The organism is Micromonospora sp. NPDC050397 (assembly GCF_044901685.1).
GTDB lineage: Bacteria > Actinomycetota > Actinomycetes > Mycobacteriales > Micromonosporaceae > Micromonospora_G.
Genome location: NZ_JBJDPS010000020.1, coordinates 62819 through 83724, shown reverse-complemented (window position 1 = coordinate 83724; position 20906 = coordinate 62819). Strand labels below are relative to the sequence as shown.

The following is a 20906-nucleotide window of genomic DNA, read 5'->3' as shown; positions in this document are numbered from 1 at the left end:
CAGCCCGTCGCGTCTGCTCGAGCTGTCGCGTCGGTTCGTGCTGCGGTAACGCGTGGATCTTTCGTGGAAGGTTCGGCCCTTGGCGTGTCGCTGGGGGCCGGGCCACCCCGCGTACGGCATCCTAGGAACCTAGTTGCTCTTGTCATGATCGACGATGCTTCGGCCGTGGGTGCGCCCACCGCCGGGTGTCACCGACGAAGCGCGGAGGACGGTAGAGGTGCAGATCAACCCGGGAGCCGCCGAGTTCCCGCACCGACAGATCGCCGAGCAGCTACGGGCCCGGATCCGCCGGGGTGACTGGGCGGCGGGCGAGCGGCTCCCCTCCATCCCCGGCATCGCCGAGATGTTCGGGGTGGCCAAGCAGACCGTGCAGCGCGCGATCGACCAGCTCCGGGTCGAGGGTGTTCTGATCACCAAACCCGGCTCCGGCACCTACGTACGCGGCACCCGGCGTCGCCTCAACCGGCTCTCCCGTGGTCGCTACGGCGGCCACCGGGGCTACCACGCCGACCTGGCCGCTCGTTACCGGCAGCACCTCATCCAGGTCGGGCGGGCGCCCGCGCCACCGGAGGTCGCCGACGCGTTCGGCGTGAGCGACGGCAGCGAACTGGTCGTACGGCGGCACCTCGTCCGCACCGAGGACGTCCCGGTCGAGGTCGGCGCCTCCTGGTTCCGGGTAACCGACGCCGCCGGCACCAGCCTGGAGCGGATGGAGGCGTTCGGCCGACCGTTGTACCAGGAGGCGGAGGAAGCCATCGGTCGCGGCTACCGCTCGGCCACCGACACGATCAGTGCCCGCCAGCCGAGCCGGGAGGAGGCCGAGATCCTGCAGATCCGGCCGGACACCCCGGTGCTGCACCTGCTGCACGTCGCGTACGACGACCAGCACAAGCCGATCGAGGTGGCCCAGGCAACCTGGCCGGGACCGATGACAACGCTGACCGAGGAGTACCGCATCCCGGGCGTGACCCCCGACCCCGAACCCGACCCCGGCCTGGTCCTGGGCTGACCCGACACTGGTCCTCGACTGCCAGTCGGCGCTCGACCCACCCGGCCAACGCCAGACTCACCCGGCAACGCCGGACCCACCCGGCAACGCCGGACCCACCCGGCCAACGCCCGACCCACCCGGCAACGCCGGACCCACCTGGCAACGCCAGGCCCACCCGGCCAACGCCAGACCCACGATCGGCCGGCACTCGGCTGCCTCGGGGCGGCACTCGGCCGACCTGGGCGTGCCGGGTGACCGCCGGGCCAGGTGTTAGGAAGGGGCCCTTCCTATACAAAAAGCGATAACAAGGGGCCCTTCCTTACATCTCAGAGGCGGATGCCGAGCAGGGTGTCGGTGACGGTGGCGAAGAGGGCCGGGGCGTCGGTGTCGGTGCCCTGGCCGGCGAGGGCACCGTCGGCCCAGGCGTCGATCGCCGCCAGCGCTCCCGGGGTGTCCAGGTCGTCGGCGAGCCGCGCCCGTACGTCGGCGAGCAGGTCGACACCGGACGGGCCGGCGCTGGCCTTGCTCGCGTCGCGCCACCGGGCCAGTCGCTGCTGGGCCGTCTTGAGCACCTCGTCGGTCCAGGTCCGGTCCGACCGGTAGTGCTCGGCGATCAGGCCCAGCCGGACCGCCATCGGGTCCACGTGGTCGGCGCGGAGTCGGGAGACGAAGACCAGGTTCCCCTTGGACTTCGACATCTTCTCGCCGTCCAGGCCAATCATGCCGGCGTGTACGTAGTGCCGGGCGAACGGCGACTCACCGGTCAGCCGCTCCGCGTGCGCGGCCGAGCACTCGTGGTGCGGGAAGAGCAGGTCGTTCCCGCCGCCCTGGACGTCGATGGTGGCGCCGAGCAGGTCGAGGGCGATCACGGCGCACTCGATGTGCCAGCCGGGTCGGCCCGGCCCGAGGTCGGCGCCGTCCCAGGCCGGCTCACCCTCACGCGCGCCGCGCCAGAGCAGCGGGTCGAGCGGGTCACGCTTGCCCGGCCGCTCCGGGTCACCGCCGCGCTCGGCGGAGAGGACGAGCATCTCCTCCCGGGAGAGGTTCGACTCGTAACCGAACCGGGGCGCGGCGGAGATGTCGAAGTAGAAGTCGCCGGTTCCGTCGTCCAGGCGGTACCCTGCGCCCTGCTCGACCAGGGTGCGGACCCTGCCGACGATCGCCGGGATCGACTCGACCGCGCCCACGTAGTGGGTCGGCGGGATGATCCGCAGCGCCTCCATGTCCTCCCGGAACAGGGCGGTCTCCCGCATCGCCAGCACGACCCAGTCCTCGCCGTCCCGCGCGGCCCGTTCCAACAGCGGGTCGTCGATGTCAGTGACATTCTGGACGTAGCGCACCTCGTGGCCGTTGTCCCGCCACATCCGCTGCACCAGGTCAAAAGTGATCATGGTGGCGGCGTGGCCGAGGTGGGTGGCGTCGTAGGGTGTGATGCCGCAGACGTACATCGTCGCCGGTCCCTGGGGGAGACTCGGGTGGGCGGCGCCCCGCGCCGAGTCGTACAACGCCAGCGGCTGACCGGATCCCGGCAGCCGTGGCACCTGATGCCCCGTCCATGCGTCCATGACGGCCAGCCTAGCCAGCCGGCGGACACCGGTCGGGACACCCCGAGGTGATCAATGCGACAGCGTCCCGGTACGGCCCGCCGGAGCGCCATCCCGAACGCTCGCCGGGGTCAGTTCGGCGGCCACGGGATCGCCCGGGTCAGATCGGCGGAGATCGCCCGGGGCAGATCAGCGGCCAGACGATCGCTGGGGTCAGATTGGCGGCCAGGGGATCGCCGGCCAGTCCTCGGACGGCACCGGGAACCGTCCCGTCTCCAGCAGACGGTTGACCCGCGCGGACACCTCGGCGACCTCGGTGATGGTCAGGTGCTCGGAAAGTTGCTCGCCGAGCGGCCCGACGAGGTCGGCGGCGAGCTTGCCGAGCACCTCCACCGCGTCCGGGGGCAGTTGGCGGGTGGTCCAACCCCAGAGCACGGTGCGCAGCTTCTCCTCGACGTGGAAGCAGACGCCGTGGTCCACGCCGTAGATCCGGTCATCCGGCCCGATCAGGACGTGACCGCCCTTGCGGTCGGCGTTGTTGATCACGGCGTCGAAGACCACCATCCGGGCCAGCCGAGGGTCGTCGGCGTGCGCCAACGCGTACGGCAGGCCGTCGTCGTCCTGGGCGGCGGCGACCCGGAACCAGCGCGGCGGCAGGCTCTGCGCGGGTACGAAACCGACCAGCGGCTCGGCGTCGGCCGGCTCGTCGATCCAGAGCTGGCAGGCGCCGGGACCGAACGGCCCGTCCCGCAGCACGGTCGGCGGCACCACGTCCCAGCCGGTCGCGTGGGAGACCAGGTAGGCGCTCACCTCACGGCCGGCGAGGGTGCCGTCGGGGAAGTCCCAGAGCGGCCGTTCCCCCCGGATCGGTTTGTACACGCAGCGCGCGGTCACCCCGTCGAGGGTCAGGAAACCGCGCAGGGTGGTGTTGGAGGCGTCGGTGAGCCGCCCTTCGAGTTCGAACTCGCCGCCGCGGAGCAGGCGTAGCGCGTCGTTCTCGTCGAGCATGGGCTGTAGGTCGGACGAGGTCACCGCGGCCGACCGGTACGCGGGCCGGCGCCGGTCACCGGCCGATCGGGCACGAGCATCAGCGGTGGTAGCCGTTGTGTCGGGGGCAGAGGTGACCGGCGGGGTCGAGGGGTTGACCACAGAGTGGGCACGGTGGCCGACCGGCCGCCACCACCCGCCGGGCGCGCTCGATGAACTCCCGCGCCGCCTGCGGGGTCAGTCGCACCCGCAGCCGGTCGAGGTCGTCGTCGGGCTCCTCGTCCTCCTCGTCGGTTTCGTCCACCTCGTCGGGCTCGCCGAGCTCGACCTCGGCCTCGGTCTCCCCGGCGGCGATCGCCTCGATCACGACGGTGGCGGTGTCGACGTCGAAGGCCAGACCGAGGGTGCCGACACGGAACTCCTCGTCGACCGGGTTGTCCAACGGGTCGTTGTCGGAACTCGCCAGCACCGGATCGGGCAACTCAACCCCGAACCGGCGTTGTGCCTCGGCCAGCAACTCCTCCAGCTTCTCGGCCAGCAACGACACCTGGACCTTCTCCAGGGCCACGCTGACCACCCGGCCGCCGCCCCGCGCCTGGAGGAAGAACGTCCGCTCCCCCGGCGCTCCCACGGTGCCGGCGACGAACCGCTCGGGCGGCTCGAAGGCGTGTACCTGATGGGTCATACCCACGACCCTATCCGGCCCGATCCGCCGCCGTGCAGCGCACCGACCCGAATCGCCGCCCACCCGGCGGGCGCCCCTGGCGGCACCTGCTCCGCCCCTGGTAACCACGTTCGCGTGTCGGTCCTGGCCGGGCCGGCGGGGGTGGTGGCCGTGGCGCCGCAGTGCGCGGGCCCGGTCGACCGGTCAGTCGACCGGTCGACCAGTCGACCGACCGGTCGGTCGGTCGGTCGGCATCATCGTTCGATCCTGGCGAAGCCCCCGGTCGACGCGCTGCTGCCGCCTGCCAACCCGGAGCCGGTCGGTCGGCGCCATCGTCCGAGCCCGGCAGGTGCTTCCCGATCACCAGGTAGAGCAGCTAGAAAGTCCCTTCGAGGGCTGCTCGGGGTCATCGTTCCAATCCGGGCCCACCGCTGCCGGCCCCGCCGCCGACCGCGGCGTCGGAGTCCGCCGGGCGGGGTCGCCGGCGGCGGGTGCGCTTGGGCGGCACCAGGTTGCCCAGGTCTCCGGCGCTGTCGTTGAGCCGGAGCACAAACGGCCGGGTCGGGGTGTAGCGGATGGCGGTCACCGAGGCCGGGTCCGCGACGATCCGCTGGAAAAGATCAAGGTGTACGCCGAGCGCGTCCGCGACGATGGCCTTGATCACATCCCCGTGGCTACAGGCGAGCCAGATCGCCTCCGGGCCATGCTCGGCGGTGATCCGGGCATCCCAGCGGCGGACCGCCGACACCGCCCGGCTCGCCATCGCCGCCATCGCCTCCCCGCCCGGGAACACCACCGAGCTGGGATGCTGCTGGACCACTGGCCACAGTGGATCCTTGGCCAGCTTCTTCAGGGGCTGGCCCTCCCACTCGCCGTACCCGCACTCGATCAGGTCGTCCTCGAGGGTGGGCTTGACCTCGGGCAGCGCCAGTTCCAGGGTCTGCAGGCAGCGGATGAGTGGGCTGCTGATCACCTCGGCGAGCGGGAGCGTACGGAGCCGGGCGCCGGCCGCGACGGCCTGGGCGCGTCCGGTCTCGTCGAGTTCGACCGGCTGCCGTCCGGCCAGGCCGCCGCTGGCGTTCGCCGTGGTCCGGCCGTGTCGCAGGAGTAGGAGGGTTGCCACGATCTCTACCCTACGGTGCCCCGTTAACAGGGGCCCCTTCCTATACCGGAAGCGATAACAGGGGGCCCTTCCTTACGTGGGGGTGATGGTGTTGGTGATGAGCAGGACGAGGACGAGGCTGCCGAGGGCGACCCGGTAGAGGACGAAGACGTACAGGGTGTGGTGCGCGACATAGCGGAGCAGCCAGGCGATGGAGACGTAGCCGAGCACGAAGGCGATCAGGGTGGCGACGACCATCTGGGCGGGGGTCGGGATCGAGCCGTCACCGCTGGTGTCGAAGACGTCCGGGACGCTGAACAGTCCGGACATCACCACGGCCGGGATGGCCAGCAGGAACGAGTACCGGGCGGCGGCCTCGCGGGTCAGGTTGAGGAACAGCCCGGCGGTGAGGGTGCCGCCGGACCGGGACACGCCGGGCACCAGCGCGGCGGCCTGGGCCAGCCCCATCACCACGCCGTCGCGCATGGTGAAGTCCCTGATGGTACGGGTCTGACGACCCCAGTACTCGGCGAAGGCCAGCACGAAGGCGAAGATGATCAGCACGGAGGCGACCAGCCAGAGGTTCCGGGCGGCGGTCCGGATCTGATCCTTGAACACGAGCCCGAAGACGCCGATCGGGATCGAGCCGACGATGACGTACCAGCCCATCCGGTAGTCCAACTCGCCGCGGACCGAGCGGTCCCAGATCCCGACCACCCAGGTACGGGTGATCCGCCAGATGTCCTTGGCGAAGTAGACCAGCACCGCCGCCTCGGTGCCGAGCTGGGTGACCGCGGTGAACGAGGCCCCGGCGTCCCGGTCGAAGAAGATCGCCGAGGTGATCCGCAGGTGTGCCGACGAACTCACCGGCAGGAACTCGGTGAGTCCCTGCACGATGCCCAGCACGATGGCCTCGATCCAGGTCATCCGGTCGCCGCCGTCCTCACTCGCCGACCCCGGAGAGGTCGAGGGCCTCGGCACCGGCGCGCAGCGCCCGGATACCGCTCTCCACGTCGGCGACGAAGAGCGTCACCGACAGGGTGGTCACGCCGGCTTCGGCGTACTCGCGCATCCGGTCGGCGATCCGCTCCTTCGGGCCGAGCAGGGAGGTGCGGTCGATGAACTCCGCCGGCACCGCCGCCGCCGCGTCGCGCTGCCGCTTGGCCAGGTAGAGCTCCTGCACCTCGCGGGCGGCGTCGCCGTAGCCCATCCGGGTGGCGAGTTGGTTGTAGAAGTTCTGCTCCCGGCTGCCCATGCCGCCGACGTAGAGCGCGGCGTACCAGCGGACCAGCTCGGCGGCGGCGGTCACGTCGTCGCCGAGCACCATCGGCACGCTCGGTACCACGTCGAACCCGGCCAGCTCCTTACCGGCACGGGCCCGCCCGGCGGCCACCGAACCCAGTTGCTCGGCCGCGAACTCGGGGGCGAAGAAGACCGCCAGCCAGCCGTCGGCGATCTCACCGGCGAGTTCGAGGTTCTTCGGGCCGACCGCGGCGAGGTAGATCGGGACCTGCGCGCGGTGGGGGTGGAAGCCCAGTCGGAGCGCCTTGCCCGGCCCGTCGGGCAGCGGCAGGACGTAGTGGGCGCCGTCGTACTCGACCTGCTTGCGGGCGATGGCGAGCTTGACGATGTCCACGTACTCCCGGGTGCGGGCCAGGGGCTTGGCGAACCGTACCCCGTGCCAGCCCTCGGAGACCTGGGGGCCGGAGACACCGAGGCCGAGGCGGAACCGGCCGCCGGAGAGGGTGTCGATGGTGGCCGCGGTCATCGCGGTCATCGCCGGGGTCCGGGCCGGGATCTGCATCACCGCCGCGCCGAGGTCGATCCGCTCGGTCTGCCCGGCCATCCAGGCGAGCATGCTCGGCGAGTCGGACCCGTACGCCTCGGCCGCCCAGACCACCGAGTAGCCGAGCCGATCCGCCTCCTGGGCCAGCAGCAGGTGGTCGGCCGGCGTGCTCCACGCCGTCTGGTAACCAAGGCTGAGCCCGAGTCGCACTGGTTCCTCCCCCATCCGTACGGCAAGTCGAATCAGGGTACGCAACTATTGCCTGCTACCCCGTCATCGGTGGGGCAACGCGCCGTCCGGATCGCCGTACGGGTGTCGGAAGGCCGTCAGCGAGCCTCTGCGCAGGTCGGAAATGCGCGGCGCGGCACACAGAAGCGGGAGCGAGGATATCGGTGGAGCGATGTTCTGAATAAGGTTCACCCATGCAACAGCGACCGCTCGGCCGAAGCGGGCTGGCGGTTTCGCGGCTCGCGCTCGGCACCATGACCTGGGGTCGGGACACCGACGCCGACGACGCGGCCGCGCAACTGAAGAGCTTTCTCGATGCCGGCGGGAATCTGGTCGACACCGCGGACGTCTATTCCGACGGTGACGCCGAGTCGGTGATCGGGTCGCTGATCGGCACCCTGGTGCCGCGTGACGACCTGTTGATCGCGACAAAGGCGGGGCTACGACCGGGTACCGGCCGGCGGCGGGACGGCTCCCGGGGTCACCTGCTGCGCACCCTGGACGCCTCGTTGCGACGGCTCGGGACGGACCACGTCGACCTGTGGCAGGTGCACGGGTACGACCCGGACACCCCGCTGGAGGAGACGCTCGCCGCCCTGGACCACGCGGTGAACAGTGGTCGCGTCCGCTATGTCGGGGTTTCGAACTTCTCCGGCTGGCAGACCGCGCGGGCCGCCACCTGGCAGGCGGCGTTCCCCGGGCGGGCGCCGGTGGTCGCCGCCCAGATGGAGTACTCGCTGCTCGAACGGGGCATCGAGCGCGAGGTGCTGCCCGCCTGCGCCGACCTGGGATTGGGGCTGCTGCCCTGGTCACCGCTGGGACGCGGGGTGTTGACCGGCAAGTACCGGCACGGGCGGCCGGCTGATTCACGCGCCGCCTCGCCCCATTTCGAGCGCTTTGTCGCCAGTTACCTGGAGCCCCGCTGCTCCAGCATCGTGGAGGCGGTCGCCACCGCCGCCGGTGGCCTGGGCGTCTCGCCGCTCGAGGTCGCCCTGGCCTGGGTACGTGACCGTCCCGGCGTGGTCGCCCCGATCCTGGGTGCCCGTACGGTCGGCCAACTGCTCGGCGCGTTGCAGGTGGAACGGATGACGCTGCCGGACGAGATCGCCAGCGCCCTGGACGACGTGTCGGGCGTACCGGTCGGTTATCCGGAGCGGGACGGCTGACGCGGGGGTGGAACCGATCTCAAGGACTGGTGCCCTCCGACCCGCGTGGGCAGGATAGGGGACATGGACTACGAATACGCGCCGCTGCGGTTGCCGCCGAATGTCGATCGGGTGACCGCCGCGGCACAGCTTGCGATCCAGGCCGAGTTCTCCGGCTGGGAGCTGGCCCGGGTGCGACTGTTCCGGGACGGGACGCGACAGGTGGTGCTGCGTCGCCGCCTGGCCCAGACGTCGCAACCGGGCCTCTCCTACTGACCCTGGACGATCCGGTGGTTACCGGACCGACGGCACCTCGTCGTCGTCGACCTCGGTCGGCAGGAACGGGTGCTCGTCGAGCCGGCCGACTAGCTGGTCCTCGGCATCCGGCCGGAACGGCCCGGCGCTGTCGTCGTCGTCGAACGACTCCAGGTTCAGCGGCACCGCCACCTCGCTGACGATCACCAGCCCGTCGAGCGGTTCGAGCTCCGGGATGTCGAGCGCGCCGAGCGAGCCGTCACCGGTCTGGAGCAGCTCCAGCACCGCCTCGCCGACCCCCTCGACCGGCTCGGAGTCCTCGTCCTCGGGCGCGGCGGACCGGCGGGCCGCCTCCGCCACCCGGATCAGCGCGGCGACGCTCGGCACCCGGTAGTCACGGCGCTGGCGGACCGAGAGAACCCGGGGGTGCGGGTCGGACGGTTCGGTGCCGTCCACCCCACCCAGTCCGACGCCGAACCGCTCGTCGGCCTCGTTCGGGTCGATCGACTCCACGTCCCAGGGAGTGACCTCGCCGAACGCGTCGAGCAGGCGCTCGTCGTACTCGAACGAGGCGTTGTTGAGCGCGACGTACGCCTGCCAGACGTTGTCGTCGTCGATCCGGCCCTCGGCGGCCTTGACTGCGGCGAGGTGAGCCCGGGCGGTCTCGATGACCCGCTCCAGGGCGGCGTCCAGCTCGGCGTGCTGGTCGGTCATGGTGTGGCTTTCCCTTCGAGGTGGCAAACGCGGGCGAGATGATGCACCCGCGGCGCGTGGGTGACGCGGCGGGGTGTGCGAGCTGCGCCGACGCGGATTCAGGAGCCGCGCAGGAACCGGTCGAGCACCCGCACGCCGAACTGTAGTCCGTCCACCGGTACCCGCTCGTCAATGCCATGGAACAACGCGCTGAAGTTCAGGTCGGCCGGCAGTCGCAGCGGGGCGAATCCGAAGCACCGGATGCCCAGCCGTTGGAACGCCTTGGCGTCGGTGCCGCCGGAGAGCATGTACGGCACCGGCCGGGCGCCCGGGTCCTCCGCCCGTAACGCGGCGGCCATCGCGTCGACCAGTTCCCCGTCGAAGCTGGTCTCCACCGCCGGCTGGCGGTGGACGTACTCGACCTCGATGTCCGGGCCGATCACCTGGCGCAACTGCTCCAGCAGCAGCTCGGACTGACCGGGCAGGCTGCGGCAGTCGATCGTCGCGGTGGCCCGGCCGGGGATCACGTTGTCCTTGTAGCCGGCGTCGAGGCGGGTCGGGTTGGCGGTGTTGCGGATGGTCGCCCCGACGAGGTTCGCGATCGGCCCGAGCTTGGCGATCGCCGTCTCCGGGTCGTCCGGGTCGAACTGGATCCCGAGCAGCTCCGAGACCTGCTCCAGGAAGGTCCGTACGGTCGGGGTGAGCACCACCGGGAAGCGGTGCCGGCCGACCCGCGCCACCGCCTCGGCGAGCGCGGTGACCGCGTTGTCGTCGTGGATCATCGAGCCGTGGCCGGGGCGGCCCTTGGCGTGCAGGCGCAGCCAGTCCAGCCCCTTCTCGGCGGTCTCGATCAGGTAGAGCCGCAGGTCGTCGTTGACGGTGTAGGAGAAGCCGCCGACCTCGCCGATCGCCTCGGTGCAGCCGTCGAACAGCTCCGGGTGCCGCTCGACCAGGAAGTGCGCGCCGTAGTCGCCGCCGGCCTCCTCGTCGGCGGTGAAGGCCAGCACGATGTCGCGCGGGGGACGTACGCCGGTGCGCTGCCACTGGCGCACCACGGCGAGCGTCATCGCGTCGAAGTCCTTCATGTCGATCGCGCCCCGACCCCACAGGTAGCCGTCGCGGACCTCCCCGGAGAACGGGTCCACCGACCACTCGCTGGCGTCGGCCGGGACCACGTCGAGATGACCGTGCACCAGCAGCGCCCCCCGCCCGGGGTCGGTGCCGGGGATCCGGGCGACCAGGCTGGTCCGGCCGGGGGCCGACTCGCGCAGCTCCGCACCGATGCCGACCTCGGCGAGCTGGGCGGCCACGTACTCGGCGGCGACCCGTTCGCCGGCACTGGTGGCGTTGTCCCCGGTGTTGCTGGTGTCGATGCGCAGCAGGTCACGGCAGATGTCGACGACCTCGTCGACGGCACTGGGCTGGCTGGGCGCGGCTTGGCTGGTCATGCGGTTCTTCTTACCAGCCCGGACCGGGTGACGGTCGGGTCGGCCCACCGCGGGTTTGGTTGGTTACGGCCCCGGGTATCGCCGCTGGCGTTCGCATATCCGCCGACATGACTACCCCGTTGACCAGGTACCACCGCCACCGCCCCGGTGGACCGGGGTGCCGACCCCCGCAGGAGGAACGTCGTGACCGTGCCCCTTCCCCCGCTCCCGCCCACCGCCGGCGTCGACGACGACCACTACCGCCCGGGCGGGCTCAGCATGGTCGACCTGCTCACCGAGGAGCACGAGCAGATCGGCGCCCTCTGCCGGGAGCTGGCCGACCCGGCGCTCGCCGCCGACCAGCGGCACCGGGTGGCCGAGGTGCTCGTGGCGACCGTCACCCGGCACCTCTCCGGCGAGGAGCAGTACCTCTACCCGAGTGTGCGTGGCGCGCTGGCGGACGGGGCGGAGGTCGCCGACCGGGAGATCGCCGCGGACGCGGACCTGCTGCGCGCGCTGCGGGAACTCTCCGGCACGGCGTCGGACGACCCGGCGTACGGCGCGGCGGTGGCCGAGGTCACCGGGCAGGTGGACCGGCACACCCGGGCGGCGACGACCGAGATCTTCCCCGCCCTGCGTACGGTGGCCAGCGAGGCGGAGCTGATCCGGCTGGGCAACCGGGTGCAGATCGCCGAGGAGGCGGCTCCCACCCGGCCGCATCCGGACACCCCGGCGACGCCCCCGTGGAACCGGATCGTGGAACCGGCGGTGGGCGTGGTCGACAAGGTCCGGGACGCGGTGACCGGGCGGCAGACGTACGTTGACGACCTGCCCGACGGCACCCGGCCCTGACCGGACCCGCCGCCGGGCCGACCGGGTCCGGACGGAAGGGGTACGACGGTGCGGGACGCGATCGTGGTGCGGGGCGGTTGGGAGGGCCACGCGCCGGTGGCGGCGACGGAGCTGTTCATCCCGCTCCTGCGGTCCCGGGGTTTCGCCGTGGAGGTCCACTCCGACCTGGACGTCTACACCGACGCCGCCCGGCTGGCCGCCGCCGACCTGGTCGTGCAGTGCTGGTCGATCGGGACCATCACCGACGCCCAGGCCGAGGGGCTGGCCGAGGCGGTACGGGGCGGCACCGGCTTCGCCGGCTGGCACGGCGGCATCGTGGGCGCGTTCCACCACACCACCTACCACCAGCTCACCGGCGGGGTGTTCGTGCATCATCCGCCCGGTTTTGTCCATCATGAACTGACCGTGGTCCCGGCGCGGGCGGCCCATCCGGTGGTGGCCGGTATCGGCACGGTCGCGCTGCACACCGAGAAATACTGGGTGCTGAGCGATCCGCTCAACGACGTACTGGCCACGGTCACCTTCGACACCGAGCCGGTGACCGAGCCGGCCGTCGCAGCCGTTGGCGCGGCGCCGGGGCGGGTCGCGGGCACGCCGTGGCAGGTGCCGGTCACGCTGCCCGCGGTCTGGACGCGTGTGTGGGGCGCGGGACGGGTTTTTGTCTCGACGGTGGGCCACAAACTGGACGATTTCGACGCGCCGGAGGTTCGCGCGATCACCGAGCGTGGGCTGCTCTGGGCGGCGCGTTAGTCCTGGGTGTCCGTTCGGTTACTTTTTACTTTTCCTTTGGGGGATCTTTCACCGGCCGAAGGTCTTCCCGTAGATCCCGTCATAGTCCTACCGTCACGCTATGAACCTGGAGCTGCGACACCTGAAGGTGGTCTGCGCCATCGCGGAGACGGGCAGCGTCACCAAGGCCGCGTCCACACTGGGGCTGGCACAACCGGCCCTCACCGCGCAGCTCCAGCGGATCGAGCGCACCCTCGGCGGGCCGCTGTTCGAACGGGACCGGCGCGGTGCCCGGCCCACCGCCCTCGGCGAACTCGTGCTGGCCCGGGCCCGGGTGCTGCTGCCGGCGATGAAGGGGTTGCAGGACGAGGCGGCCCGGCTGGCCGGCACCGGTACGACAATGAGCCGCTACCGCTTCGGCGGGGTGAACAGCCCGCTCGTCGGCCGGCTGGTGCACCGGCTCGCCGCCGACCAGCCGCACGCCCAGATCAGCACGTACGCGTCCTGGTACGTCGACGAGCTGGCGCAGATGGTGCTCGGCGGTCGGCTCGACTACGCGCTGGCCGGGGTCTGCGGCGACGCCACCCCGTCGGCCGAGTTCGGGCTGACCTGGCGGGCGATCGCGGTCGACGCGATCTTCGTCGTACTGCCCGAGGCACACCCGTTGGCGGCGGTGGACGAGGTGAGCCTGGCCATGCTCCGGGACGAGCAGTGGGCGGTGGCGCCGGGCGACGGCTGCTTCGGGGACTGCTTCGCGGCGGCCTGCGCGCGGGCCGGCTTCACCCCGCGCAAAATGTACGAGACCGACATCCGTGGCTGCCTGGACCTGGTCGACGCGGGTGAGGCGGTGGCGCTCGCCCAGGCCACCTTCCGACCGGTCTCCGGCCTGGTCACCCGTCCACTGGCCGGCGCGCCGCTGCGCTGGCGGCTGCTGCTGGGTTGGCACCCGGAAGCCCCGGCGGCGGGGATCGCCGACCGGGTCCTGGGGCACGCGGTGGCGGCGTACACCGACTCGCTGCACCGCAACCCGGACTACCTCGCCTGGCTCGCCCGCAACCCGGCGTTCGGCCCACAGCAGATGGCCGCCGCCTGACAAACGGCCGCGGCGGCCCGGACGGCGAACACCCGCGGTGCCCGGGTCCGGGTCCGGGTGCCCGGTGGGCGCGCGCGTCCGGACGCCCGGTGGGTGGCGCTGCCGGGTTCCGGACGCTTGGCGGGCGGGGTGTGTGGCACCGCCGCCGGGGCGCGATATGAGCCAGGTGGTATATACCTACGTCAATCAAATGACCGTTAGGTTTGGCCTGCCCTGCTCGATCCAGGCCCAGCCGACGGTCCGACGACCGCCGGTGGACGGGCCGACCCCCGATCGGCTTGGCACCCGGACCATCCACAGCGCCGGCCGTCCGGACTGGCGGGACGACCACGTCACCGGCGGTGGGGCGGGGAGACCCCCGATCGTGCCCCGCTCACCGTCCACCCTCCACGGTCACGACGGCGATCCGCCGGGGCCGGGAGCCGGCACACCCCCCAAGGAGACAGACGGATGAAGCGAAGACTCGCCGCGGTGGCAGCGGTGATCCTGCTGCCCGCCGGCGTCGTTCCGGCCGTGGCCGTACCGGCGACCGCCGCACCCGGCACGGGATCCGCGACGGTGCTCGGCGCCGCCGCGAGCCCCGAGATGCTCGCCGCGATGGAGCGCGACCTCGGCCTGGACGCCACCGAGGCACGGGCCCGGATCGCCCGCGACGACAAGGCCAGCCGGACCGACGCCGACCTGCGCAAGACACTCGGCGGCGGGTACGCCGGCGGCTGGGTGAACGCCGACGGCACCGCTTTGGTGGTCGCCGTCACCGACGCCGCCCTGACCGGTCGGGTCACCGCCGCCGGTGCCCAGGCGAAGGTGGTCGCCCGCAGCGCGGCCGAACTCGACAGGATCAAGAGCGGCCTGGACCGGGCGGCCGGCAAGGCGACCGCCGACACGGTCGCCGGCTGGTACGTCGACGTGCGGAGCAACACCGTGGTGGTGCTGGCCAAGGGCGGCAACGGCGGGGCGAGCGCCTTCGTCAAGGCCAGCGGGGTCGACGCCACGGCGGTCCAACTGGTCGCCAGCACCGAGTCCCCGGTCCCCTACTACGACGTACGCGGCGGCGACGCCTACTACATGGGTGGCCGCTGCTCGGTCGGCTTCTCGGTCACCGGCGGCTTTGTCACCGCCGGCCACTGCGGCACCACCGGCACCGCGACCCAGGGCTACAACCAGGTGGCACAGGGGACCTTCCGGGGCTCCTCGTTCCCGGGCAACGACTACGCCTGGGTGCAGACCAACTCGAACTGGACCCCGCAGCCGTGGGTGAACAACTACTCCGGCGGCAACGTCACCGTGGCGGGCTCCACCGAGTCCGCCGTCGGCGCCTCCATCTGCCGCTCCGGCTCCACCACCGGCTGGCGCTGCGGCACCGTGCAGGCCAAGAACTCCTCGGTGACCTATCCGCAGGGCACGGTCTCCGGGCTGACCCGTACCAACGCCTGCGCCGAACCGGGCGACTCGGGCGGCTCCTGGCTCTCCGGACAGCAGGCCCAGGGCGTCACCTCCGGCGGCTCGGGCAACTGCTCCTCCGGCGGCACCACCTACTTCCAGCCGGTCAACGAGATCCTGTCGGTCTACGGCCTGACCCTGCGCACCGGCAGCGGCGGCCCCGGCGAGCCGCCGCCGACCGGGTGCACCGGCTACGAGGCGACCTACAGCGGCTCGGTGACCAGCGGAAACAGCCAGTTCCAGCCGAACGGCAGCTACTACCAGTCGACCGTCTCCGGCACCCACCGAGGCTGCCTCGACGGACCGTCCGGAGTGGACTTCGACCTCTACCTGCAGAAGTGGAACGGCAGCGCCTGGGTCGACGTGGCCGCCGGTGAGAGCGCCAGTTCGGACGAGACGATCACGTACAACGGCACGGCCGGTTACTACCGCTACGACGTGTACGCGTACAGCGGCTCCGGCAGCTACACGCTCGGCATCACCAACCCGTGAAACGTTCCGGCCGGCGTGGGGAGACTCCCCGCGCCGGCCGGGCGTACGTCCACCGCCACAGGTCTGCAGGTCACCGCCCCAGGTGCAACAGCCAGGCGTAGACCGGGTCGGAGACCCAGTTCACGACCAGGCCCAGCAGGAACGCCAGCAGCAGCGAGACGTACCACTGCACCCAGGTCGTACGCGACTGCCGGACCAACTGACGGGTGATCAGGTGCTCGACCAGTTCGGCCTGCTCCCGCGTGATCGAGGCGAGCCGCTCGTAGCGGTCGGTCTCGTCACGCTTCTCCCGCCGTACGGCGTCCCTTTCGGCCTCCAGTTGGTCCAGCATCCGCCTGGCCTTGGCCAACTGCCACCGTGCCTGCTCCAACTCCCGTACGGTCGTGCGCGCGCTGACGATCGCGGGAGCCGACGGCCCCGGACGCGCGGGCGGCTCCCCCTCGTCGTTCCCGTCCGGGAGGCCGCTCAGCAGGAACGGGAGCGTGAGCAGCGGGAACGCGAGCATGAGCAGCAAAACGAGGAACACCACCGGGCCGGCGACCCGCTGGAACCACTCGCTCTCATGGCCCCGCAGGGCGCCCCACGCGAGGACAAGCAGGAGCAGGACAACACCTACGACGGGTACGAGGCAGCCGAGCCGTGAGGCGCGGGAATTGGGCGGCGCGTTACGCGTACGCATGAAGTGATCCTCGCGCCGCGTCGGCCGGGTGGAAAGAGCGCCGACCCACCGCCCGGCCCGACCCGTCCCCCAGCGCACCGTCCAGGTGCGAAACGCGGCGAACCGGGTACCGGTAGGGACATGACCGACCTGATTCCCGGCGAGGACGCCCGCGAGATCGCCCGCCGGATCGCCGCCGCGCACACCGCCGCCTCCCGTGACGTGGAGGCGTTCCTGCGCCGGGCATCCGAGACACCCACGCCCGCCGAGTACGCCGAGTACGCCGCCCTGCTCGGCCGCGAGGAGGCGCTGCGCGACGAGCGGGAGGACGCCGTCGAGGCGGCCGGGCTCGGCACCCCCAGCATCGGCGGCGCCTGACCCCCCGCTCGCGCCGCCCGCCACCCGCGCCGCCCGCCACCCGCGGCCGCGAGGTTAGGAAGGGCCCCTTCCTATACAAAAAACGATAATAAGGGGCCCTTCCTTACACCGTCAGCGTTCGAGGAGGGGGTCGTGGCCGAGGTCCAGGAGGGCGCGGCGCCAGGTTTCGTCGGAGAGGCCGCCGCCGGGGCGGGAGTCGAGCAGGTCCTCGATCTCGACCACCGTGTCCCGCATGACGTCGATGTCGTCGGGGGTCAGGTCGACCTTGCGCTTGCGCTTCACGGCCAGGATCTGGCGACCCGGCTCGGGCAGGTCGAGGTCCGGGCCGGGCCCGAACGCCTCCTCCCCCGAACCCTGGGTCATCAGCCAGGTACGCAACTGTTCCGAGGTGACGTTGACCCGGTCGTGGAAGTCCTGCCACAACCGCTCGACCTCGGGCTCGATGCGCTGCTCGCGGGCCATCACCGCTCCTTCCCGGAGTTCGACGGGGTCTCCCCCGGTTCGTCCTCGTCCCGGTCCGAGCCGTCCGGCGCCGACTCCGTACGGTCGGACTCCGCGCGACCCGGCAGGTCGCGCTCGTCGCGTAACTGGGTCCGGTCCGGGTTCGCGGTCGGCGGATGCAGGACAGCGTCGGTCTTGGGGCTCTTCTCCCGGATCTCCTCAGGCTGACTCACCGTCCGACTCCCCTCGCCATCACGGCGACCCGCTGCGGGTCCGCCCCGGTTGCCGACCCACCGCCGGTCCTCGCGCCGTGCCAGCCCGTTCGAACGCCGTGCCGGCCCGTCCTCAGGCCGTGCCAGCCCTTTCTCACGCCGTGCCGGCCCGTCCTCATTCGGCGCCCGCCGGGGCCGGGGTCGGATTGCGGCCGCTGCGCCGGCCGGTGTCGGCCACGTCGAAGGTGAGCGCGCCGTCGGCGGCGTCGACGGTGACCCGTTGGCCGGGTGAGAGCGAGCCGTCCAGCAGCATCCGGGAGAGCCGGTTGTCGATCTCACGCTGGATGGTCCGGCGCAGCGGCCGGGCACCGAACTCCGGCTGGTAGCCGTGCTCGGCGATCCAGTCGACTCCGGCGGTGGTGAAGTCGACGACGATGTCCTGCGCGTGCAGCCGCTGGCGGGTCTCCTTCAGCAGCAGTTCGCTGATCTGCCGGAGCTGCTCGCCCTCCAACCGCCGGAAGATGATCACCTCGTCGATCCGGTTGAGGAACTCCGGCCGGAAATGCTCCTGCAACCGGCGCATCAACCGCTCCCGCAGCTCGATGCTCTCGTCCTCGGCACCGTCGCCGCCGAAGCCGACACTGCGCTGGGTGCCGGTGATCAGCTCCGAGCCGAGGTTGCTCGTCATGATCATGACGGTGTTGCGGAAGTTGACCGCCCGGCCCTGGCTGTCGGTGAGCCGGCCGTCGTCGAGCACCTGGAGCAGGATGTTGAACACGTCCGGATGCGCCTTCTCGATCTCGTCGAGCAGCACCACCGCGTACGGGCGGCGGCGCACCGCCTCGGTGAGCTGGCCCGCCTCCTCGTACCCGACGTATCCGGGCGGGGCACCGACCAACCGACTGACCGTGTGCCGTTCCTGGAACTCGCTCATGTCCAGCCGGATCATCCGGTCCGACTCGCCGAACAGCGCCTCGGCCAGGGCCCGGGCCAGCTCGGTCTTGCCCACCCCGGTCGGGCCGAGGAACAGGAAGCTGCCCATCGGCCGGTCCGGGTCGGCCAGCCCGGTACGGGAGCGCCGTACCGCCTCGGCGACCGCGTTGACCGCGTCGTCCTGGCCGACGATCCGCTCGTGCAGGTGCCCCTCCAGCCGCAGCAGCCGGTCGCGCTCCTCCTCGGTGAGCTGGCTGACCGGGATGCCGGTGGCCCGGGACACCACCTCGGCGATCTCCTGCGGCCGGACCTCGGGGACCTGCTGCTGGCCGTTGTCGCCCCGGGACGCCTCGATCCGCTCCTGCACCTCCTGCAACCGGTCGCGTAGCTGCGACGCCCGCTCGTACTGCTCGTCGGCGACCGACTGTTCCTTGTCCCGGCGCAGGTCCTCCAGCTCCCGCTCCAGGTCCCGTACGTCGTTGTCCGGGGTACGGGTGCGCAACCGTACCCGGGCGCCGGCCTGGTCGAGCAGGTCGATCGCCTTGTCCGGCAGGAACCGGTCGGTCAGGTAACGATCGGCCAGTTCGGCGGCGGCGACCAGTGCCTCGTCGGTGAAACGCACCTGGTGGTGGGCCTCGTACCGGTCCCGCAGGCCGCGCAGGATCGCCACCGTGTCCTCCACCGACGGCTCCGGCACCATCACCGGCTGGAACCGCCGGGCCAGCGCCGCGTCCTTCTCGATGTGCCGGCGGTACTCGTTGAGCGTGGTCGCGCCGACCACCCGCAGTTCGCCCCGGGCCAGCGCCGGCTTGAGCATGTTGCTCGCGTCCATGCCGCCCTCGCTGCCCGCGCCGCCGGCACCGACCAGGGTGTGCAGTTCGTCGAGGAAGACGATGAGTTCCTCGCCGTGGGCCCGGATCTCGTCGATCACCTTCTTCAGCCGCTCCTCGAAGTCGCCCCGGTAGCGGGTGCCGGCGACCAGCCCGGCCAGGTCCAACTGGACCACGCGCTTGCCGAGCAGCGTGCGCGGTACGTCCCCGTCGGCGATCCGTTCCGCCAGTCCCTCCACGATGGCCGTCTTGCCGACCCCCGCCTCGCCGATCAGCACCGGGTTGTTCTTCGTCCGCCGGGAGAGGATCTCCACCGCCTGCTCGATCTCGTCGGCCCGCCCGATCACCGGGTCGATCTCGTCGGCGCGGGCCAGGTCGGTGAGGTCCTGGCCGTACTGGTCCAGGGTCGGGGTGCCCCGGTCGGGCTTCGGCGCCTGGGCGCCGGACCGCTCCGAGTTCGCGTTCTGCAACGCCTGCGGCTGGATCCGCCCGGCGGCGAGCATCCGACCGGCTGGCGACTCGGGATTGAGCGGCAGCGCCATCAGGATGTGCTCCGGCCCGATGTAGGAGGCGCCCATGGCGCGGGAGAGCTGGTGGGCGTCGAGCAGCGCCCGCTTGGCGGCCGGGGTGAGCGAGAGGTTCGGCGGCACCTGACCGTGCGGCGGCGGCTCGGCCGGACGCTGCTGACCACCGAGCGCGCCGGCCAGCGCGTCCGGGTCCGCGCCGGCCCGCCGGACCAGCTCACGCAGCGGTTCACGCTGCAAGGCGGCCCAGAGCAGGTGGTCGGTGTCGAGGTCGCTGCTGGAGGCGGAGGCGGCCCGGCGGGCGGCGTCGGCGAGCAGTTCCCGGGCATCGGCGGTCATCAGTCGCGTGATGTCCACCCGGTGGGCCGGCCGGCGCCCTTCGCCACGCCCGAAGTAACGGGCCAGGAACTCGTCCCAGGGGTCAACGCCGGAGTCACCGGGCGGCTGCGTCATCTCTGGTCCCCTTCGGCGGGCACGACACGGTCGGCGTGGCCTACCCGGCGGCGGCCCCGACAAACCCGGGCCGGTGGCAGGCTGGGCACGTGGAGCAGGCTGGGCGAGTGGAGCAGGCTGGGCGGGTGGAGCAGGCTGGGCGGGTGGAGAACGAACCGCTGCTGGTCGTGGACGCCGCCAACGTGATGGGTTCCCGGCCGGACGGCTGGTGGCGGGACCGGGCCGGGGCGGCGGCCCGGCTGCGCGACGCGCTCGGCGGGGTCGCCGACGGCGGTCTGCCCGAGCTGCCGGCGCCGGTGGAGGTGGTGCTGGTGGTGGAGGGGGCGGCCCGGGACGTACCCGGCGCGGAGCGGGTGCGGGTGGTGCCGGCCCCCGGTTCCGGCGACGACCGGATCGTCGAGCTGGTGCGGGCCGAGGCGCCGGGGCGGCGCTGCGTGGTGGTCACCGCCGACCGGGAGCTGCGGGCCCGGGTGACCGCGCTCGGCGCCGAGGTACGCGGCCCGCGCTGGCTTCGTCCGGTGACCGACCGGGGCGCGAACACCTGAGACCGGCTGCCACGGTACGGCCGACCGCTCGGCAGACCGGGTTTGTGGGCGGACTGTCGGAGATCCGACTCAATGCTGCCCGAAAACGCGACTGCCTGGTCCGACCGCGTACTTACGTGAAGCCGTCCAAGGCACGCCGGACCGGACAGCCGGGCGGTAACCGCCCAGCCGGATATGTTGACCCCAGAACGGCATTACCTTCTAATGAAAACCCTCTCCGCCGCCCCCAGGAGGTTCGCCGTGGCGAGCGTCGCCGAGCTGAAAGCAGCCATCGATGCCGCCCTCCAGCAGATCACCGAGGGCCAGACCGCCGTGCAGGCGGCCAGCGAGAAGCTGACCGAGGCACAGCAGACGCTGGCCGGCGCCCTGGAGGGCAGTGGGCACGAGACGGTCAGCGCCGCGCAGGCGTCGCTGACCCAGGCGTCGCAGGAACTGGAGGAATGTCTCTCCGCCACCCTCGCCGCGGTGGAGCAGGCACAGCTCTACGTCTCGACGCTCTGA

The 20906-nt window shown here is 71.9% G+C and carries 21 protein-coding genes and 1 pseudogene; 10 read left to right on the top strand and 12 right to left on the bottom strand.

The features are described from left to right. The first annotated feature begins 217 nt into the window (after positions 1 to 217). On the top strand, positions 218 to 1009 hold the full coding sequence (locus ACI2K4_RS33310; protein ID WP_404517117.1) for a GntR family transcriptional regulator: 792 nt from the start codon (positions 218 to 220) through the stop codon (positions 1007 to 1009). A gap of 308 nt (positions 1010 to 1317) precedes the next feature. Here ACI2K4_RS33310 and mshC read toward each other — a convergent pair whose 3' ends face one another. The 6 genes from mshC to ACI2K4_RS33280 all read right to left on the bottom strand — a co-directional run bounded on the left by mshC (position 1318) and on the right by ACI2K4_RS33280 (position 7284). Then, complete coding sequence (mshC, locus tag ACI2K4_RS33305) at positions 1318 to 2556, bottom strand: cysteine--1-D-myo-inosityl 2-amino-2-deoxy-alpha-D-glucopyranoside ligase (RefSeq protein WP_404517116.1); 1239 nt, start codon at positions 2554 to 2556, stop codon at positions 1318 to 1320. Between the two features lie 192 nt (positions 2557 to 2748). After that, on the bottom strand, positions 2749 to 3567 hold the full coding sequence (locus ACI2K4_RS33300) for an SCO1664 family protein (protein ID WP_404517114.1): 819 nt from the start codon (positions 3565 to 3567) through the stop codon (positions 2749 to 2751). 55 nt (positions 3568 to 3622) lie between these two features. Next, positions 3623 to 4207, bottom strand: a complete 585-nt coding sequence (locus ACI2K4_RS33295; RefSeq protein WP_404517112.1) for a DUF3090 domain-containing protein — start codon at positions 4205 to 4207, stop codon at positions 3623 to 3625. Positions 4208 to 4592: 385 nt separating this feature from the next. Further along, positions 4593 to 5309, bottom strand: coding sequence for a histidine phosphatase family protein (locus tag ACI2K4_RS33290; protein WP_404517111.1), 717 nt, complete (start codon positions 5307 to 5309; stop codon positions 4593 to 4595). Positions 5310 to 5381: 72 nt separating this feature from the next. After that, entirely contained in the window at positions 5382 to 6215 is an 834-nt protein-coding gene (locus ACI2K4_RS33285; RefSeq protein ID WP_404517109.1) for an undecaprenyl-diphosphate phosphatase, read from the bottom strand. A gap of 16 nt (positions 6216 to 6231) precedes the next feature. Beyond that, positions 6232 to 7284, bottom strand: a complete 1053-nt coding sequence (locus ACI2K4_RS33280) for an LLM class F420-dependent oxidoreductase (RefSeq protein WP_404517107.1) — start codon at positions 7282 to 7284, stop codon at positions 6232 to 6234. 212 nt (positions 7285 to 7496) lie between these two features. Here ACI2K4_RS33280 and ACI2K4_RS33275 point away from each other — a divergent pair, with 212 nt between their 5' ends. Together ACI2K4_RS33275 and ACI2K4_RS33270 are read left to right on the top strand one after the other, a co-directional pair. After that, positions 7497 to 8468: an aldo/keto reductase gene (locus tag ACI2K4_RS33275; protein WP_404517106.1), complete on the top strand. Its 972-nt coding sequence runs from the start codon at positions 7497 to 7499 to the stop codon at positions 8466 to 8468. A 63-nt stretch (positions 8469 to 8531) separates the two neighbouring features. Further along, positions 8532 to 8723 carry a DUF5703 family protein gene (locus tag ACI2K4_RS33270; protein WP_121160531.1) on the top strand — a complete coding sequence of 64 codons (192 nt, stop codon included), beginning with the start codon at positions 8532 to 8534 and terminating at the stop codon, positions 8721 to 8723. A gap of 18 nt (positions 8724 to 8741) precedes the next feature. On the opposite strand, the gene ACI2K4_RS33265 is transcribed toward ACI2K4_RS33270, so the two are convergent. Together ACI2K4_RS33265 and ACI2K4_RS33260 are read right to left on the bottom strand one after the other, a co-directional pair. After that, positions 8742 to 9416, bottom strand: a complete 675-nt coding sequence (locus ACI2K4_RS33265) for a hypothetical protein (protein WP_404517104.1) — start codon at positions 9414 to 9416, stop codon at positions 8742 to 8744. 98 nt (positions 9417 to 9514) lie between these two features. Further along, positions 9515 to 10843: a M20/M25/M40 family metallo-hydrolase gene (locus ACI2K4_RS33260; protein ID WP_404517102.1), complete on the bottom strand. Its 1329-nt coding sequence runs from the start codon at positions 10841 to 10843 to the stop codon at positions 9515 to 9517. A 183-nt stretch (positions 10844 to 11026) separates the two neighbouring features. Here ACI2K4_RS33260 and ACI2K4_RS33255 point away from each other — a divergent pair, with 183 nt between their 5' ends. The 4 genes from ACI2K4_RS33255 to ACI2K4_RS33240 all read left to right on the top strand — a co-directional run bounded on the left by ACI2K4_RS33255 (position 11027) and on the right by ACI2K4_RS33240 (position 15431). After that, entirely contained in the window at positions 11027 to 11674 is a 648-nt protein-coding gene (locus ACI2K4_RS33255) for a hemerythrin domain-containing protein (RefSeq protein WP_404517100.1), read from the top strand. Between the two features lie 48 nt (positions 11675 to 11722). After that, positions 11723 to 12424, top strand: coding sequence for a ThuA domain-containing protein (locus tag ACI2K4_RS33250; protein WP_404517099.1), 702 nt, complete (start codon positions 11723 to 11725; stop codon positions 12422 to 12424). A 100-nt stretch (positions 12425 to 12524) separates the two neighbouring features. Further along, entirely contained in the window at positions 12525 to 13496 is a 972-nt protein-coding gene (locus tag ACI2K4_RS33245) for a LysR family transcriptional regulator (protein WP_404517098.1), read from the top strand. 450 nt (positions 13497 to 13946) lie between these two features. Beyond that, positions 13947 to 15431, top strand: a complete 1485-nt coding sequence (locus tag ACI2K4_RS33240) for a S1 family peptidase (RefSeq protein WP_404517097.1) — start codon at positions 13947 to 13949, stop codon at positions 15429 to 15431. Between the two features lie 70 nt (positions 15432 to 15501). On the opposite strand, the gene ACI2K4_RS33235 is transcribed toward ACI2K4_RS33240, so the two are convergent. Beyond that, complete coding sequence (locus ACI2K4_RS33235) at positions 15502 to 16110, bottom strand: hypothetical protein (protein WP_404517096.1); 609 nt, start codon at positions 16108 to 16110, stop codon at positions 15502 to 15504. A 120-nt stretch (positions 16111 to 16230) separates the two neighbouring features. Here ACI2K4_RS33235 and ACI2K4_RS33230 point away from each other — a divergent pair, with 120 nt between their 5' ends. Then, positions 16231 to 16467: a hypothetical protein gene (locus ACI2K4_RS33230; protein WP_404517095.1), complete on the top strand. Its 237-nt coding sequence runs from the start codon at positions 16231 to 16233 to the stop codon at positions 16465 to 16467. Between the two features lie 111 nt (positions 16468 to 16578). Here the strand turns inward: ACI2K4_RS33230 and ACI2K4_RS33225 are convergent, their stop codons facing one another. From ACI2K4_RS33225 to ACI2K4_RS33215, 3 genes and pseudogenes are all read right to left on the bottom strand, one after another. Continuing rightward, positions 16579 to 16929, bottom strand: coding sequence for a DUF3140 domain-containing protein (locus ACI2K4_RS33225; RefSeq protein ID WP_404517093.1), 351 nt, complete (start codon positions 16927 to 16929; stop codon positions 16579 to 16581). Next, complete coding sequence (locus tag ACI2K4_RS33220) at positions 16929 to 17141, bottom strand: hypothetical protein (protein ID WP_404517171.1); 213 nt, start codon at positions 17139 to 17141, stop codon at positions 16929 to 16931. Before ACI2K4_RS33220 ends, ACI2K4_RS33225 begins: the two co-directional genes overlap by 1 nt. A gap of 168 nt (positions 17142 to 17309) precedes the next feature. After that, positions 17310 to 19860: pseudogene (locus ACI2K4_RS33215) on the bottom strand (ATP-dependent Clp protease ATP-binding subunit); the annotation flags it as partial. Positions 19861 to 20003: 143 nt separating this feature from the next. Here ACI2K4_RS33215 and ACI2K4_RS33210 point away from each other — a divergent pair. Both ACI2K4_RS33210 and ACI2K4_RS33205 read left to right on the top strand, forming a co-directional pair. After that, entirely contained in the window at positions 20004 to 20405 is a 402-nt protein-coding gene (locus ACI2K4_RS33210; protein WP_404517160.1) for a hypothetical protein, read from the top strand. A gap of 240 nt (positions 20406 to 20645) precedes the next feature. Beyond that, positions 20646 to 20906, top strand: coding sequence for a hypothetical protein (locus ACI2K4_RS33205; RefSeq protein WP_121160520.1), 261 nt, complete (start codon positions 20646 to 20648; stop codon positions 20904 to 20906).